General features: G+C 55.4%; 16 protein-coding genes. 5 read left to right on the plus strand and 11 right to left on the minus strand.

The features are described from left to right. Positions 1 to 25: 25 nt before the first annotated feature. Positions 26 to 3382: a DNA polymerase III subunit alpha gene (gene dnaE, locus CCB157_RS08725; RefSeq protein WP_077615526.1), complete on the minus strand. Its 3357-nt coding sequence runs from the start codon at positions 3380 to 3382 to the stop codon at positions 26 to 28. 231 nt (positions 3383 to 3613) lie between these two features. Between dnaE and CCB157_RS08730 the strand changes: the two genes are divergently transcribed. The 3 genes from CCB157_RS08730 to CCB157_RS08740 all read left to right on the plus strand — a co-directional run bounded on the left by CCB157_RS08730 (position 3614) and on the right by CCB157_RS08740 (position 4773). Beyond that, a complete protein-coding gene (locus tag CCB157_RS08730) occupies positions 3614 to 3943 on the plus strand; it encodes a YtrH family sporulation protein (protein ID WP_077615527.1) in 330 nt (109 codons plus the stop codon). A 1-nt stretch (position 3944) separates the two neighbouring features. Beyond that, positions 3945 to 4457, plus strand: a complete 513-nt coding sequence (ytrI, locus tag CCB157_RS08735; protein WP_077615528.1) for a sporulation membrane protein YtrI — start codon at positions 3945 to 3947, stop codon at positions 4455 to 4457. A 136-nt stretch (positions 4458 to 4593) separates the two neighbouring features. Next, complete coding sequence (locus tag CCB157_RS08740; RefSeq protein WP_077615529.1) at positions 4594 to 4773, plus strand: YtzJ family protein; 180 nt, start codon at positions 4594 to 4596, stop codon at positions 4771 to 4773. 153 nt (positions 4774 to 4926) lie between these two features. On the opposite strand, the gene CCB157_RS08745 is transcribed toward CCB157_RS08740, so the two are convergent. After that, the gene (locus CCB157_RS08745; RefSeq protein ID WP_077615530.1) at positions 4927 to 5865 is read right to left on the minus strand and encodes a DHH family phosphoesterase; all 939 of its coding nucleotides are present in this window, start codon (positions 5863 to 5865) and stop codon (positions 4927 to 4929) included. A 105-nt stretch (positions 5866 to 5970) separates the two neighbouring features. Here CCB157_RS08745 and CCB157_RS08750 point away from each other — a divergent pair, with 105 nt between their 5' ends. Beyond that, a complete protein-coding gene (locus tag CCB157_RS08750) occupies positions 5971 to 6285 on the plus strand; it encodes a YtpI family protein (protein ID WP_077615531.1) in 315 nt (104 codons plus the stop codon). Here CCB157_RS08750 and CCB157_RS08755 read toward each other — a convergent pair. The 7 genes from CCB157_RS08755 to CCB157_RS08785 form a co-directional block, all read right to left on the minus strand. Then, positions 6269 to 7570 carry a DRTGG domain-containing protein gene (locus tag CCB157_RS08755; protein ID WP_077615532.1) on the minus strand — a complete coding sequence of 434 codons (1302 nt, stop codon included), beginning with the start codon at positions 7568 to 7570 and terminating at the stop codon, positions 6269 to 6271. The two genes, CCB157_RS08750 and CCB157_RS08755, sit on opposite strands and share 17 nt — an antisense overlap. Positions 7571 to 7724: 154 nt before the next feature. Next, complete coding sequence (locus CCB157_RS08760) at positions 7725 to 8405, minus strand: metal-dependent hydrolase (protein ID WP_077615533.1); 681 nt, start codon at positions 8403 to 8405, stop codon at positions 7725 to 7727. 34 nt (positions 8406 to 8439) lie between these two features. After that, positions 8440 to 9993, minus strand: a complete 1554-nt coding sequence (locus CCB157_RS08765) for a polyamine aminopropyltransferase (protein ID WP_077615534.1) — start codon at positions 9991 to 9993, stop codon at positions 8440 to 8442. Between the two features lie 78 nt (positions 9994 to 10071). Then, complete coding sequence (locus CCB157_RS08770) at positions 10072 to 10467, minus strand: DUF350 domain-containing protein (protein ID WP_077615535.1); 396 nt, start codon at positions 10465 to 10467, stop codon at positions 10072 to 10074. 72 nt (positions 10468 to 10539) lie between these two features. Beyond that, complete coding sequence (locus CCB157_RS08775) at positions 10540 to 11103, minus strand: DUF4247 domain-containing protein (protein WP_238594643.1); 564 nt, start codon at positions 11101 to 11103, stop codon at positions 10540 to 10542. 125 nt (positions 11104 to 11228) lie between these two features. Further along, positions 11229 to 11897: a PspA/IM30 family protein gene (locus tag CCB157_RS08780; RefSeq protein WP_077615537.1), complete on the minus strand. Its 669-nt coding sequence runs from the start codon at positions 11895 to 11897 to the stop codon at positions 11229 to 11231. A gap of 32 nt (positions 11898 to 11929) precedes the next feature. Further along, a complete protein-coding gene (locus CCB157_RS08785) occupies positions 11930 to 12436 on the minus strand; it encodes a DUF4178 domain-containing protein (RefSeq protein WP_077615538.1) in 507 nt (168 codons plus the stop codon). Between the two features lie 175 nt (positions 12437 to 12611). Here CCB157_RS08785 and CCB157_RS08790 point away from each other — a divergent pair, with 175 nt between their 5' ends. Continuing rightward, positions 12612 to 13712 (plus strand): M24 family metallopeptidase, encoded by a 1101-nt coding sequence (locus CCB157_RS08790; protein ID WP_077615539.1) that lies wholly within the window; start codon positions 12612 to 12614, stop codon positions 13710 to 13712. A 299-nt stretch (positions 13713 to 14011) separates the two neighbouring features. Here CCB157_RS08790 and ald read toward each other — a convergent pair whose 3' ends face one another. Then, the gene (gene ald / locus CCB157_RS08800) at positions 14012 to 15136 is read right to left on the minus strand and encodes an alanine dehydrogenase (RefSeq protein WP_077615541.1); all 1125 of its coding nucleotides are present in this window, start codon (positions 15134 to 15136) and stop codon (positions 14012 to 14014) included. 147 nt (positions 15137 to 15283) lie between these two features. Then, positions 15284 to 16084, minus strand: a complete 801-nt coding sequence (locus CCB157_RS08805; RefSeq protein ID WP_439951315.1) for an SDR family oxidoreductase — start codon at positions 16082 to 16084, stop codon at positions 15284 to 15286. Positions 16085 to 16093 lie beyond the last annotated feature (9 nt).

Consider the following 16093-nt stretch of genomic DNA (forward strand, 5'->3'; position numbering starts at 1 on the left):
GAAAACGCGTCCCGACCATCAACTGTCATTGCAGGACGACGTTTTCCCGGCCGAGAAGGCCGTACAATTGATCGAGGCACGTTTTCGTCGGATTGACAAAGTAGTTTTCCGATAACCGGATCGTCCGCTTTTCATCCGCGATATAAAGCAGAACTTCCGTTTTCCCGCGGTGTTCCAAAAGCAGTCGTTTCAACCGGACGAGCCGCCCGGAAGGATCGGACCGCGACGGGATGCGGAGAAACAAGCGCGGTGCGGGGCGCACGTCCTTCAGCCGTTCCGCTTCACGGATGATGAATTGAACGTCGTCCCCATTGCGCTCGATCGTCCCGACCGTCCAAAGCAGCGCGCCGTTTTCAAACAACCCCATGTTGCGCTCAAAGACGTCCGGAAAGGCGACCGCGCGGATGAAGCCCGACGGATCATTCAAATCCATGATGCCCATTTGCCGGCCCGCCTTCGTCCTGACCTGCCGCAGCTGTTCGACCATGACGGCGAGCTGCGCCCGGCTCTTGTCGGCGAGCTTCGCCGCGCGCAACACCGGTACGGGGCGAAGCCGATTGAGCAAATGGCGGTAGGCGTCGAGCGGATGGGCCGTGAGGTAAAAGCCGAGCGCCTCTTTTTCAAGCCGCAGTTTTTCGCGCAGCGTGAGGGGCGGGACCTCGACGTACCGTTCTTCCCCGCCCCCGTCCTCAAAGAGGGTGGCTTGATCATCATTTCCTTCCCGACGCTCCGCTTCTGACAACGCTTCGTCCAACGAAGCCAACAAGACGGCGCGGTCCACCCCAAATTCATCGAAAGCACCCGCGAAAATGAGCGCTTCGACCGTCCGCCGGTTCACTTTGCGCGGAGACACCCGTCGGCAAAAATCAAAAAGCCCTTTATAGGGACCCGACTTTCTCCGCTCGATGATGTGTTCAACCGCTTGCCGGCCGACGTTCTTAATGGCGCTCAGTCCATAACGTATGCCGTCCCCGGTATTTTTAAACATCGCCTCGCTTTGATTGATCGAAGGCGGGAGCAGTCGTATGCCTTTTTTTTCCATTTCATACCGGTACTCAATGAGTTTTTCCTGATGATGGGCGACGCTCGTGAGCAACGCCGTCATGAAGGCTTCCGGTTCATGCGCTTTCAGGTAGGCAAGCCAATACGAAATCATGCTATAAGCGACGGCGTGGGACCGGTTAAAGCCGTAGTCGGCAAAGCGGACGATCCACTCGTAGACGTTTTCGGCGACTTCCCGATCGTAGCCGTTTTTCAAACAGCCTTCCACAAAATGACGGCGCTCCCGTTCGAGCACCTCCCGTTTCTTTTTGCTGACCGCCCGCCGCAAAATGTCGGCTTCGCCGAGCGTGAAGCCGGCCATTATCGCCGCGATCTGCATGATCTGTTCTTGATAGACGATAATCCCGTAAGTAGGCTTCAAGACCGGTTCCAAATCCGGATGAGGGTAATGAACCGGCTTTTTTCCGTGTTTGGCGTCGATGAAGGTTTGAATGTTTTGCATCGGACCGGGCCGGTTCAAGGCGTTGACGGCGACGATGTCATCAAAGCGCGTCGGCGACAGTTTGACGAGCACGCGGCGCAAACCATCCCTTTCAAACTGAAAGACGCCGGTCGTGTCCCCCTCCCGCAACAGCTGGTACGTCAAAGGATCGTCGAGGGGAATGTCTTCCAGAGCCGGCCGGACGCCCTTTTGCCGTTCGATCTGGTCCAAAATGTTTTCGATGATCGTCAAATTGCGGAGGCCGAGGAAATCCATTTTCAACAGGCCAAGATCTTCAAGCACTTCCATCGGGTATTGCGTCACATGGCTGCCTTCCGGCCCTTCGGCGAGCGGAACGAGCTCGGTCAAAGGTTCGGCGCTGATGATGACGCCCGCCGCATGAATCGAGGCATGGCGCGGCACCCCTTCGATCAGCCGGGCCATCCGGTAAAGGCGCGCCGCCTCCTTGGAACCCGCAATCATTTCGCGAAGGCGGGGGGATTCCCGATACGCCTCCTCCAGCGTCACGCCCGGTTTGGACGGGACGAGCTTGGCGATGCGGTCGACGAGCGAAAGCTCCATGCCGAGCACGCGCCCGACATCGCGCAGCGCGGCGCGGGCCGCCAGCGTTCCGAACGTGCCGATTTGCGCGACGTGCTCATGTCCGTATTTCTCGTAAACATAAGCGATGACTTCATCGCGCCGATGATCGGGAAAATCGATGTCGATATCCGGCATCGAAACCCGCTCGGGGTTTAAAAAGCGTTCGAATAGAAGGCCGTGGGCGATGGGATCCACATCCGTGATGCCGAGCGCATAAGCGACCAAGGAGCCCGCCGCCGAACCGCGGCCCGGTCCCGGCCGTATGCCTTTTTCCCTGGCGTGGCGGACGACGTCCCATACGATCAAAAAATAATCGTTAAAGCCCATCTTGTCGATGACGGCCAGTTCATGCGCCAACCGCTCTTTGACCGCCTCCGTCACTTCCCCGTACCGGCGCTTGACCCCTTCGGCGCACAATGCTCGCAAATAGCTTTTGGCGTCCATTCCGTCGGGAACCGGATAAGCCGGCAAGCGCGGGCGATCAAAAGAAAAATCGACACGGCAGCGATTCGCGATCCTCTCCGTATTTTCGACGGCTTCCGGATAGGCTCCGAACAACGCTTCCATCTCAGCGGCCGGCTTTAAATAATGCTGATCGCCGGGCGCCCTCCGGCTACGTTCTTCGAGCGTTTCTCCCGTGCGGATGCAGGCCAGGCAGTCGTGAGCCAAGGCGTCCGCTTGATCGATGTAATGGACGTCGTTCGACGCGACGAGCGGTATGCCCAACGCCGTTCCGAGTCCGACGACGGCGAGAAGCAGCTCCCTTTCCGAGACCTTGCCGTGATCTTGCAGCTCCAAATAAAAACGCCCGGAAAATCTTTCATAATAAAGGCGAGCCAGCCGTTCGGCCTCTTTCCGGTCGCCGGCTGCAAGCCGCCGTTCGATTTCGCCGCCAGGCCCCCCGGATAACGCGATGAGGCCCTCGGCGTGATCAAACACCAAGTCGCGTGCCACCCTGCGCATTCGTGTGTGTTGCACCGCCGTGCTGATTTTCACGAGATTTTGATAGCCTTTTTCATTTTCCGCCAAAAGCACGATGGACGGGCCATCATCGAGCGAATAACCGCCATTTGGACGCCGGTCGTCCGCAAGCGGCACTTCCATGCCGATGACCGGGTGCAGACCGTGCGCTTTGCACGATTGATAGAAAGGAATGACGCCGTACATCACGCCGGTATCGGTGATCGCGAGCGAACGGAACCCCCGATCGCGGGCGGCGCGGACAAGCGCGTCGATGCGGCACGTGCTGTCGAGAAGACTGTATTCACTATGTACGTGCAGATGGACAAATCCCAATGATCGACACCTCGCTGAATCGATGCCATCCGATCGAGACCCGCCGGCCGCAGCCTGCGTCTCCGACAGTACAGCCCTTCTTCCTGTTAATCTCCATTATAAATCAACGCGCGAATGCTTCAAACCGGAATATACGGCGTGCACGTCCCATAGCATGTTAATAGTCGAGGCGGGCTGTTTCCGTTTCTTCGCGACTCCCTGCAGCCGCGGCCGATCCGAGGAGGATGCGAGATGGATTTGAAAACCTTTTCGACGATGGCGATCATGAATTTTTTCATCGCGTTCGGCGTGCTCATCGGCGGTTCGCTCGTCGGCGGCATCGGGGCGTTCCTCGTCAGCAAACCGCCGCTTTATGCGATGAACGATCTCGCAGGCAAACTCAAAATTTGGGGCGTCGTCGCGGCGATCGGAGGCTCGGTCGATACGCTGGCGGAACTGCAAAAGGGGTTCCTTGAGGGGGCTCTCGGTGAAGTCATCAAACACGTGCTCTTGATCGCTTCGGCGATGTTGGGCGCCCATGCCGCCACGATCATCATCCACTGGATCACCCGGGAGCCGTAAGATGCGAATCCCTCCTTACTATCGCCATCCCGATTGGCAGCGTTTTTTCGCCGGCATCGCCGTCGGCGCCATCATCGGCTTCTGTTTTTTCATTTTAATTTACGGGCTCATGCAGGAGCGGCAAATCGAAAAAATCCAACGGCAACAAAACCAAATCGAGGATTTGGCGCGCGACTACCGCACGCTGATCGAAGAACGGGAGAAGGAAAACGAAGCGCTGGAAAAACAACTGCGGGTGCAGGAAATCCGCGTGGACATTCGCACGGAAAAAGAGCCGGTCGACCAAATGATCAAGCTTGAGCTAAAACAAGCGATCGCCGAACAACTTCAAGTGTTGATCACCAAAAACATCGCGGCGGTCGCCGAAAACCACGAGTTGATCTTCCGAACGATCGAAAGCCACCCGTTTGTCGTCGAGGATAAACGCTATTACTTTAAAGTCAGAACCTTGGTCGTGTTCACGGCCGTGGAGGTGGGCGTGGTGCTGACGAAGGTGGAGACCGATTACGATTAGACGGCGAACGCCTTGGCCGTCCGCTTCAAGAGCGCTTCGCGGTTTCTAACATTTTATTGACGTTTTGCCGAATTATAAGATTTTACGGCCGATTCCTAGTATAATGTGAGTGAGAAAGCTGGGAGAGGTGATCGAAATGATTATCAATCGCCGGCAAATTGCTCACGACAAAGTCCGACGCCTTGAACAAGGCTATTCCGCCTACGCGGAAACCGAGGAAGTCGCCCGTTTGATTAAAAGAGAGCTGCAAAAACGCAATATTGAAGCCATTGAAGATCAAACACCGATCGGTTACTGGTTCTACCCAAAGGATTAAAAAACGTTTAGTAAAAGCCGACGTTTAGCGTCGGCTGCTTTGTTTAAGGGCAGGCGCCGAATGAAGCCGATCTCGGCCCGACGGACGCAAGCCCGCGTTTGATCATCTGACGGCAGATTCAATAAAGCAGGCGCTATCCGCGCCCATTTTCAGTCAAGCGTTCTCACCGGTCGCCGCTTGAACGAGCTCGGCGAGCACGCGATCCGCTTCCTCCCAAGAGTAGACCGTCGCGCCGGCCGCCATCGGATGGCCGCCGCCTCCGAACTTGGCCGCGATCGCATTGACGACCGGGCCTTTGGAGCGCAGCCGGACGCGGATTTGATCGCTTTCTTCGATGAAAAAGACCCAAGCCTTAATGCCGGCGACGTTGGAGAAGCTGTTGATGAGCTGCGACGCCTCCTCCGGGCTGACGCCGTACGACGACGTCAAATCGAGCGGAAGGCGCATGTGGCCCACGACGCCCGCGACCATTTCAAAGTGCGCCAAAATGTAACCGTTTAACCGGATGAGCGGCAAGGTCACTTCGTAGAGCTTATCGTGCAAGGCTTGGCGGTCGAACGGCTTTTCGACGAGTTTCGCGGCCGTTTTGAACGTCGTCGGAGTCGTATTGTTAAAAAGAAAGCGGCCGGTGTCGCCGACGATGCCCGCATACAGAAGCCGCGCCGCTTCGGGGGACATCACGAGGTCGGGTTTATAGTCATAAAGCTCGGCGATCATCTCGCTCACCGAACTCGCCTCAGGTTTGACCCACATGACATCCCCGTACGGATCTTCGTTCGGATGGTGGTCGATCTTGATCAAAAAATCGCCGTTCATGTAACGCCCGTCGCTCACCCGCTCTCGGTTCGCGGTATCGCAAACGATGACGAGCGCCCCCTCATAGGCGCTGTCGGGCACATCGTCCATCCGGTTCAAAAACATGAGGGATTCCGTTTCTTCGCCGGTGACGTACACCCGTTTATTCGGATAATTGTCCTTAATGAGACAGGCGAGCCCGCCTTGCGATCCGAGGGCGTCGGGATCGGGACGGACGTGGCGGTGGATGATGATCGTCTCGTATCTCTCAATGGCTGCAAAAATTTGATCTTTCATACCTATCACCTCTTTCAAAAACCGGCCGTTCGCATTTCCCGGCTAAAACCGTTACAATAAAAGTAAACAACCCATGAAGCCATATCAAAACATGGAGGTTCCGACATGCCGTCATTGATCATATTGATCATTTTATCGCTTGTCATGTTTTGTTTCTACCGGGTGCGGGCCATGAAAATCCGCGAACCGTATCGCAAAAAATATACGACGGCCAAAGCGAGCGTCGGACTCGGCGCGTTCTTGCTTTTCTTCGGCGCCAACCGCTTGTTCATCCGCCCGACCGCCGTCACCGCAATCATCTGCGGCATCTTCATTCTGTATGGCCTGTTCGTCATCCTTTACAGTTTTCGCGAGCTGAAGTATTATTTGCCGAAAGTCGTTGAAGAAGCGCGCAAAACATCGGTCAATAACGGTCGATGAATTGGGCCAGGATAAACGCTTTGCCGACGGTTTGGTCATTGTGGTACATTTCGATGTCGACCTTGCCGTAGCGCCTCGTCACATCGAGAATTTTCGGACGGATGTCGATGACGCTGTCGATTTGGACCGGTTTGATGAAATAAAGGGTGATGTTTTCCACGACGACATCGCCCTTTTTCTGTTTTCGCAACAGCCGCCCGGCCACCGCCGCAACGACCGTAGCCGCCGCTCCGTGCGACAACGTGCCGAGATGATTCGTCATCTGCGGAGCGACCGTAAATCGAAACAAATCGCCGTCTTCCGTCAACTGGGCAGTGATCAAATCGTCGATCGTCTCCCCGACTTGCGGCTGTTTTTGGATCATTTGCATCGCCTTCAAAACGTCCTGCCGGGTGATGATGCCGAGCAGATTTTTCGCTTCCCCGACGACCGGCAGGCATTCGATCCCTTCCCAGATCATCCGATGCGCAGCGGCCGCCACCGACGTCGACAGGCCGACGGTGATCGGGTCTCTCGTCATGACTTTTTCAATCGGCGCCTCTTCTTCCTGTCCGATGATATCCTTTGCCGTGACGATGCCGTGCACGCGGCGGTCCCGGTCGATGACCGGATAACGGCTGTGCCCGGTTTCCTCATTCAGGCGGCGCCATTCCCGGACGGTGTCGTCCTTATAAAGGTAAAAGGTGTCTTCGAAGGGAATCAAGATGTCCGACACATGGATAATTTCTTTTTTAATGAGCCGGTCATATATGGCGCGGTTGATCATGGCGGCGGTCGTAAAGGTGTCGTAAGAGGTCGATATCACCGGCAGGCGCAGTTCATCGGCGAGCCGCTTCACCTCATCGCTCGCGTCAAAACCGCCGGTGATGAGCACCGCCGCCCCCGCCTTCAAAGCATATTCATGCGCCTTATCGCGGTTGCCGACGATCAAAAGGCCTCCGGCTTCGACGTAACGCATCATGTCTTCCAATCTCATGGCGCCGATGAAAAAGCGGTGCAGCGTTTTATGCAACCCGTCCCGTCCGCCGAGCACCTGCCCGTCGACGATGTTGACGACTTCGGCAAACGTCAGTTTTTCGATGTTTCCCTTGTGCTTTTTTTCAATGCGGATCGTCCCGACCCGCTCGATCGTGCTCACATAGCCTTGGTTTTCCGCCTCTTTGATCGCGCGGTAGGCCGTCCCTTCGCTGACGCCGAGATCCTTCGCCACTTGACGGACCGAGATGCGATCGCCGATCTCAAGGCGTTTGATATAGTCTAAAATTTGTTCATGCTTGGTCCGCAACCCGTTCACCGCCTTTCGGAATGGTCATGAATGAAGGCGCCGTTGCCAATAACGGCGATCGGTTGTCCAACGAAAGAAGCCAAAGGCCCCGTCTTCGCCCGGGCGCCCATAAGAAAAAGCGGATCGGAGCTGTCGATCCGCTGGACTTCCCCTTTTACAGCTCGATGCTTTCCCCTGAGGCGAGCACCTTGCCGCGCCCGTTCAACTTGCTGACAAAAGCGATGGGGTCTTGCTCGATGACCGGGAACGTATTGTAGTGAATCGGCACGACGGTTTTCGCCTTCACCCATTCGGCGGCAACGAGCGCGTCTTCCGGTCCCATCGTATAGTTGTCGCCGATCGGCAGGAATGCGAGGTCGATGTCGTAGCGCTCCCCGAGCAGTTTCATGTCGGAGAATAAAGCGGTGTCGCCGGCATGGTAGATCGTTTTGCCGTCGATTTTCAAGAGAAGGCCGCCCGGCATGCCGGTGTAAATGATTTGGCCGTTTTCGTCGGTGTAACTTGAGCCGTGAAAAGCGAGCGTGTATTGAACGCGGCCGAAATCGAAGTTGTAACCGCCGCCGATCGACATGCCGTGGGCTTTCAGTCCTTTGCTTTGCGCATAGTCCGCCAGTTCGGCAACGGCGACGATCGTCGCATCATGCTTTTGCGCCAGATCAAAAGCGTCACCGACGTGGTCGTTATGGCCGTGCGTGAGCAAAATATAATCGAGTTTCGGCAAGTCGTCGGGTTGAATGGTGCATTGGCCGTTGCCGGTGATGAACGGATCGATGATGAGGTTCGCCTTCGCCGCTTCAATAAGCACGACGGAGTGGCCATGGTACGTGACCTTCATCGCGCATCCTCTCCCTTACAGATATTTTCCGTTATTAATAATATAACCAAGCCTTCTCGTACATTTCAATCAAATCAGGGTGAAGCAGGGTGTTCGGCTTTAAGACGACCTTTTTTCCGTGCTCATAAATGTTGTGATCGATGTCTTTCCCGAAGCTGTCGAGGGTGTGCAGCACGCCTGTGGTCAAATATTTCGTCGGCACGTCTTTCAACCGGATGTCATCGATTTTGAATGGATGCCGAGCCGCCAGGACAAATCCCCAATCGCCGAAACTCGGCACGTCGACGTGCAGGTTTTGCGTGTATAATCCCGTCGCCTTCACCGTCTTGTCGATCGTCCAGTAAACCTTTCTTGCAAACGTCGGACTGGTCGCCTGAACGACGAGGGCGCCGTCCCGGGCGAGATGGTTTCGGGCCAGCGCATAGAATTCTTCGGTGTACACTTTATTCAGATTGGTATTGTTCGGATCGGGAAGGTCGATGATGATGACGTCATAAATGCGGTCCGCCTTTTTCAGAAATTGAAAGGCATCTTGATTGATCACGCGGACGCGCGGGTTGCTCAACGAATGGCGATTGACGGACGTCAGCAGCGGATTCGTCTTTGCCAGGTTCGTCATCGCCGGATCGAGATCGACCAATGTGATCGAACGGATGCTTTTATATTTGAGGAGTTCGCGGGCGGCGAGGCCATCCCCGCCCCCCAGGATCAACGCCTTTTTGGGATGGGCGGCGAGGGCGACCGCCGGATGGACGAGCACTTCGTGATAGCGGTATTCGTCGGCCGAACTGAACTGCAGGTTGCCGTCGAGAAACAGGCGCGTATCGCCCTGCTCCTTCGTGATCACGATGCGTTGATATTTTGAGGTCTCGCTAAAAACGATCGGATCGCGATAAAGTTTTTGTTCGAAACTAAAGGCCGTCTCATCTCCGAAAAAGACCCCGGCGACGAGGATGACGCCGATAACCGCCCCCGCCGCCAGCCAACGGCCTCTTTTTTTCATTTCGGCTCGGAACGTCCAAAAGATCCAAAACGCCACGGCCAAATTGACACAGGCGACAAGAAAACCGGTTTTCACAAGTCCGAAAGCGGGACGCAGCCAAAAGGCGAACAACACCCCGCCGATCAGTCCACCCGCGTAATCGGAGAAAAGCACGCGCGCCGTGCTGCGATGGATCGCCTCCCCAATCTCGTTGGCCTTGCGGATCAAAATCGGCAATTCCAAGCCCGTCAGCGCGCCGACCGCCGTCACCGCGGCATACAAAAAGAGCGCATCGGAGCCCTCCGGCAAATAGGCGGTGATGCCGAAGAGCAAAAACGGCGAAAGGCCGCCGATTAAAGCGACAGCGTATTCCACCGCGATAAAAGCGGGAATCAACCGCTTCATCACTTTTTCGCTCAGAAAAGCACCGATGCCCATGCCGGTCAGAAATAAAGAAATGGTGAGCGTGTATTGCGTGACCCCGTCCCCCAATATGTATGAGCCGAGCGCACCGAACAACACTTCAAAGGCGATGCCGCAAATGGAGACGATCCCCGACGCCCAATACAAACATTTGGTCTGTTTCATCTTTAACCGTTGGTCCATAAAGGTTTCCCCTTGCCGAAAACGGATGAACTTTCGGAAGCCGTCAGCCGTTGGTTAACCTCCGCCGCGGTCTCCTCCTTAGGTGATCGATGCCCCGATGACGAGGCCGAGGCCGACCGATACCGCAAACGAAATGATGCCGACGGCGAGGTTCCCTTCTTTCAATTTTTCCTGTACGGAAAATTTCGGCGTCAACCATTCCAAGAGAAAATAGACGAGGATTTCAAGAATGACGCCAAGCCCGCCCCAGAGCAGCGTGACGGTCACGGTTTCCCCTTCAAGTATGGCAAACAAAAGCACGATGCTGATGCCGATGATTTTTCCGGCGACCGAGACGGCCACCGCCGCATTGCCGCCGGCGATTTCGTCCCAATCCTTATACTTGGTCGTCACGAGTTCAAACAGCACGACGCCGATGAACACGATGACGGCGGAGACAAGAAAATACAACAAAGTGAGGTACAGAGCGTCCACACATGTCCCTCCTCGCGGATGATCGTTTTTATACATCGAATGACGGCGGTTTTCTTTTTCAAGCGAACGGGGTTATTTCCCCTCTTCGGGGCCGCCGCCCCGGAACGGCGTCGAACGGAAGAGCGGAATGGAGCCGGGCCCCTTATAATGCCCGCCGGACTGGTTATAGCCGCGATAACAGCCGCCCGTCATCTGACAGCGCCAGCCTTGCCGATGCCGCCAATCGTGCGTATCCAAAAGTTGGTCAAGCAGATAATACGACAAGAGCCCGTCAAAAAAACTAGGTTGATAGTTATCGCGCACAAAATCATATGGAGCGACTTCGATGTCGGTTTTGTTCGGATCATCCTTGTTCGGCATGAGGGTGACAAAATAATCGTCATACACGAGCACTTGTTTATCGTTGACGACCTTCGAGACGCGCTCCGGCCGCTTCGCTTTTTCCAACGTTTTCGCCACTTCAGAAAGCGGTTTGTCGGCGATAAAAATTTTGGCGACCTCCTCCGGATCGGCGCTGCTTCTCACCGTATCGGCGATCTCGTATTTGTCTTCAATGATTTCCAAAATCGAGGGGCCGAAAAAAGAACAGGCCGCAAGCACCCATGAAGCGGTAAAGAGCAAAAGAATCAGCTTCACTTTCAACGCCCGTCTCCCCCCTTCATATCCACATGAAGCCGCGGGCGCTCAAACCGGGCGGCCCATCCCCCCGGATCAAGCGCCCGCCCGCTCCAACGACGCCCATCGCAGCGCCGCCCCGGCGGTCATTCTTTTCCAAGCTGCTTCTTTAGGCGCTCCAATTCTTCATCCACGCTGTTTTTTTCCAGTTTTTCAAATTCTTCATCCAGGCTGCGATTGGCGGCGCGTAAATCTTCGCTCGTTTCCGCCTCGGCCTCAAACCGCAGTACTTTCTCTTCCATGCGCTCGAAACCGCTCTTCGCCTCATCCGAACCGATCGAGGAGAGGCTGCGGTTGATTTTGACCTTCGTTTTTGCCGATTCGGCCCGGGCTTTCAAGGAGTCTCGCTTCAATTCCATCTCTTGATACTCGGCCTTCATTTCCCGCAACTTATGTTTCAAATCTTCGACGTCCGCTTTGGCCCGCTCCCATGACTCTTTCAAAGTGGCGGCTTGAGATTCATGAAGTTTTTTATCTTCTAGAGCGCGGCGGGCCAAGTCTTCATCGCCGGCTTCCAACGCCTTAATCGCTTGGGACTGGCGCTTTTCGACGAGTTTCTGGGCTTCCGTATATTTTTTGTGCAGCATCTTTTCATTGGCCATTTGCTTGGCGACCGCGGTTTCCGCTTCACGGATATCCTCCGCCATGTCGCGCATGAATTGGTCGAGCATTTTGACGGGATCTTCGGCTTTGTCCAACAAGGCGTTCAATTCGGCGGCCATGATCGTCTTGACCCTTTTGAAAAGCTTAAACATAAACATTCCTCCTCAAAGAATGTTCCCAGGTTTTATTTGCTTCCGGCAATGATCGAAAATTCGTATTCATCCGCCGTCCAACCTTTGGAGACCTCGATATCGCCTCCCCATATTTCCACGGCCAAATACACGTCGTCGTCTTCATTGGAAAAATCGAAATAACGAACCTTTTGACCGGTGAGATGGAGGTTCCGGCCCTGTCCGGTGACGTTGGCCGTCCCCTTTTCATCCAAGTAAAACGTGATGCCGTCCAGTTCCAGCTTTTTCGGAATCGGTTCTTCAATTTCATAATGGATCTTTTCAAACACCGATATTTCCAAATCATCGTCCATTTCCACGGAAAGCCAAAGGGTTCGCTCCCCGCCTTCCAGTTGATATTCATGCCATATAAATCCTCGGTCGTTAAAGGTGATCTTGCCGACCACTTGGTAATCCGCCAGTTCATACGTTACCATGTCGCCGACGCGTAAATTCATCAGCGTCCGCTTTTCGATTTCCGGCTCATTGTCTCTCTTGAATAGCCGGGAAAACCACCCCACGGTCATCACCTCTATTCTCACATTTTACTACGGTTTACGTACATGAACATCTAAAGGTTTCAACGCGTTGTCTTGTTCCTTGCGCAAGCGGTCGGCCGTTTCAAAAGAAATATATCCCCCATTTAAAATAAAATATGATATGTTTAAGAGGTAAAGTTACGAGGAGGGATGGCATGTGTCATCGCGCTTAAAACGCTTCACCGACTGGTTGAAAGAGGAAGATATCGACTTCGCGTTTGTGACCGATCCGACGAATGTATTTTATTATACCGGCTTCATGTGCCATCCGCACGAACGCGTCTTGGCGCTCGTCGCTTTTCCCGAGGCGGAGCCCTTTTTGTTTTGCCCGTCGCTGGAAGTGCGGCAAGCCAAAGCGTCGGGATGGCCTTATGACGTCATCGGATATAACGACGACGAAAATCCGTGGGAGAAAATCCGCCGCGCCCTTGCCGACCGGGGGATTGGCCAAAATGTGACGGTGGCCATCGAGACCGACACGTTGCCGTACGGACGGTCGGAAGCGATTAAACGGTTTGCGGAATCCGTCCGCTTCGTCTCCGCGGAAGGCGCGATCAACGCCCAGCGGCTGATTAAAGACGAAGCCGAACTCGCCAGCCTGAAAAAGGCCGCCGAGCTCGCCGACTATGCGGTTCAAATCGGAAAAAACGCGATAAAAAAAGGGAAAACGGAGCAAGCGATCGTCGCCGAAATCGAATATGAATTAAAAAAGCGCGGGGTGGAAGGCATGGCGTTCACCACCATGGTGCTCGTCGGCCAGAACAGCGCCTTGCCGCACGGGGTCCCCGGTGACCGGCAAATCCGCGAAGGCGACTTCGTGCTGTTCGATCTCGGCGTCATCGCCGACGGCTACTGTTCGGATATTACGCGCACGTTCGTCTACAAACACGCCTCGGACGAACAAATCGCCATCTACGAAACGGTGCTGAAAGCGGAAGAAGCGGCGATCCGGGCGGCCACGGCCGGCACCGTCATCGCGGATGTGGACCGCACCGCGCGAAGAATCATCACCGATGCCGGTTACGGCGAATACTTTACCCACCGCGTCGGCCACGGCCTTGGCCTCGGCGCCCACGAAGCTCCGTCCATGAGCGGCGACAATCTCGATGTCATCAAAACGGGAATGGTGTTCACGATCGAACCCGGCATCTATGTGCCGGAGATCGGCGGCGTCCGCATCGAGGACGATATTTACGTCGGCGAAGCCGGCCCCGTCTGCCTGACAAGTTTCCCGAAACAATTGGAAATTATTCCTTAACCATAAATGGGGCTGTCCCGTAATCACGAAAAAGGGTGCGTTCGGCCCCATTTGGCATCACGATTAAGAAATGAAGGGCTGACTCCGAAAGCCGCCGAATGGCGACCTTTGAGCCAGCCCCTTTTCTTATGTTCCGCCCGTTCCGGCAAAAATTCGCTCATGAAAACGAGAACCGATCTGAAATTTTTTCGCTCCGTTTTCTGCGCTCGATGAACATGATCAAGCGAAGGCATCGTACGGAACCTCGGTTTTCCTATAAAAAATGGAGGGCCGCTTCAGCCCGCCCTCCGTTTTCCTTGTCAAACATGTTGTTTCAAAAGGTCTTCGGCATCTTTGTATTCCAAACCGTGCGCTTCGGCGACCGCCTTATAGGTGACATAGCCGTCCAGCGTGTTCACGCCCCGGAGCAAGGCGGGATCTTCCAGGCAGGCGCGCACATAGCCTTTTGAAGCGATGCGGACGGCATAAGGCACCGTCACGTTGGTGAGCCCGATCGTGGAAGTTCTCGGCACCGCGCCCGGCATGTTCGCGACCGCGTAATGAACGACGCCGTGCTTCACATACGTCGGATCGTCATGGGTCGTAATCCGGTCGGTCGTTTCGAAAATGCCGCCTTGGTCGATCGCCACGTCAACGATGACCGAACCGTCGCGCATGGACCGGATCATGTCTTCCGTGACGAGCTTCGGCGCTCTCGCCCCCGGAATGAGCACCGCCCCGATGACGAGATCGGATTCCGCCACCGATTCCGCAATGTTCACGGGGTTGGAAATCAACGTGTGAACAGCGTTGCCGAATATGTCGTCGAGCTGGCGCAGCCGGTCGGGATTCAAGTCGATGATCGTCACATCCGCGCCGAGTCCGATGGCGATTTTTGCGGCGTTCGTTCCGACCGTCCCGCCGCCGATGATCGTCACTTTCCCCGGTCTGACGCCCGGTATCCCGCCGAGCAAAACGCCTTTTCCCCCGTACGGCTTCTCCAGGAATTGGGCCCCGATTTGCGGCGCCATACGGCCGGCCACTTCACTCATCGGTGTCAAAAGCGGAAGCGTGCGATTTTCCAGCTGTACCGTTTCGTAGGCGATCGCGACCACTTTTTTGTCGAGGAGCGCCCGGGTGAGCTCGGGTTCCGGAGCCAAATGCAAATAAGTAAACAAAATAAGGCCTTCGTGAAAATATTTGTACTCCTCGGGAATCGGTTCTTTGACCTTCATGACCATCTCTTGGGCCCAAACATCTTCGGCCTTGTCGACGATCTTCGCTCCGGCCTTCTCATATTGGTCATCCGTAAATCCTGAACCGGCGCCGGCATCTTTCTCGACAAAGACTTCGTGGCCGGCTTCCACCAAGTGAACGACACCCGCGGGCGTCAGCGCGACCCGGTTTTCATTGTTTTTGATTTCTTTGGCTATCCCAATACGCATGGGGCTACCCCTCCTCTACCTCTACTGTCTGCTTGTCCGCTTTCCCTGCCGCAAGTTGGGGAAAAAGCGCGAAACCCCTTACAAATGTAATGTACGCCTTTTAAAAATAATTTTCAAGATTGATGAAAGACAAACTTCAACCGCCGTTTAGCTCGTGGCGGAATCGTCTTCGAAGCGGGGGCGGAAGCGGTTGACGACATCAACCGCTCCCGTCAGATCGAGCACCGATCCCGTGATCATCTCGGCGGCGTCTGAGCACAAAAACAAGATGGCCCGGGCGATGTCTTCTCCCGTCACGGAACGGCCAAACGGCGTTCGCTTGCGGGCGAGCCGCCGCGCCTGTTCCGCCGTCGCTTCCTTCATGTCCGGCAATATCAGGCCGGGCAAAATCATATTGGCTGTAATGCCGTGCTCGGCCTCTTCCAACGCGATCGTGCGCGTCAATGAAACGAGCCCGACTTTCGCCGCCGCAAACGCCCCGCGGTCGATCCATCCCGGGGCATCGTCGGCGTTTTGAAATCCGAACGTCACAATCCGGCCGAAACGCTGCCGCCGCATGACCGGAATCACCCGCTTCGCCAGGCGGAACACCGCCGTTAAATTGCCGTGCAAAACGTCCAGCCATTCCGCCTCGCTGAGATCCACCAATTTTTTGCGTTCAAAGATAAAAGGTCCCGCGTTGTTGATCAAAAAATCCACGCGGCCGAAGCGCTCCATAGAAAGCCGAAACAAACGCTCAATGTCTTCCGCCCGCGTGACGTCGCCTTGGACGACGAGGAGACGGTCGGCCGCCTCTTTCCAATCGGTTTTCAAGCGCTCCGCCGCACCCGCGTCGCTGCGATAATTCACGGTGACGGCGAAGCCTTCGCGCAAAAAAGCATCCGTTACAGCTCGCCCGATCCCTTTTGTGCCGGCGGTTATGAGAGCGTGACGCACCCTTTCACCCACTTTCGTCCG

The sequence above is a fragment of the Caenibacillus caldisaponilyticus genome, assembly GCF_002003465.1.
In the GTDB taxonomy this organism is placed as follows: Bacteria; Bacillota; Bacilli; order Bacillales; family Sporolactobacillaceae; genus Caenibacillus; species Caenibacillus caldisaponilyticus.

Excerpts from the sequence above, each read along its gene's own strand:
- CCB157_RS08730 (WP_077615527.1), top strand. The coding sequence starts at position 3,614 with ATGGATTTGAAAACCTTTTCGACGATGGCGATCATGAATTTTTTCATC.
- ytrI (WP_077615528.1), top strand. The coding sequence starts at position 3,945 with ATGCGAATCCCTCCTTACTATCGCCATCCCGATTGGCAGCGTTTTTTC.
- CCB157_RS08740 (WP_077615529.1), top strand. The coding sequence starts at position 4,594 with ATGATTATCAATCGCCGGCAAATTGCTCACGACAAAGTCCGACGCCTT.
- CCB157_RS08745 (WP_077615530.1), bottom strand. The coding sequence starts at position 5,865 with ATGAAAGATCAAATTTTTGCAGCCATTGAGAGATACGAGACGATCATC.
- CCB157_RS08750 (WP_077615531.1), top strand. The coding sequence starts at position 5,971 with ATGCCGTCATTGATCATATTGATCATTTTATCGCTTGTCATGTTTTGT.
- CCB157_RS08760 (WP_077615533.1), bottom strand. The coding sequence starts at position 8,405 with ATGAAGGTCACGTACCATGGCCACTCCGTCGTGCTTATTGAAGCGGCG.
- CCB157_RS08765 (WP_077615534.1), bottom strand. The coding sequence starts at position 9,993 with ATGGACCAACGGTTAAAGATGAAACAGACCAAATGTTTGTATTGGGCG.
- CCB157_RS08780 (WP_077615537.1), bottom strand. The coding sequence starts at position 11,897 with ATGTTTAAGCTTTTCAAAAGGGTCAAGACGATCATGGCCGCCGAATTG.
- ald (WP_077615541.1), bottom strand. The coding sequence starts at position 15,136 with ATGCGTATTGGGATAGCCAAAGAAATCAAAAACAATGAAAACCGGGTC.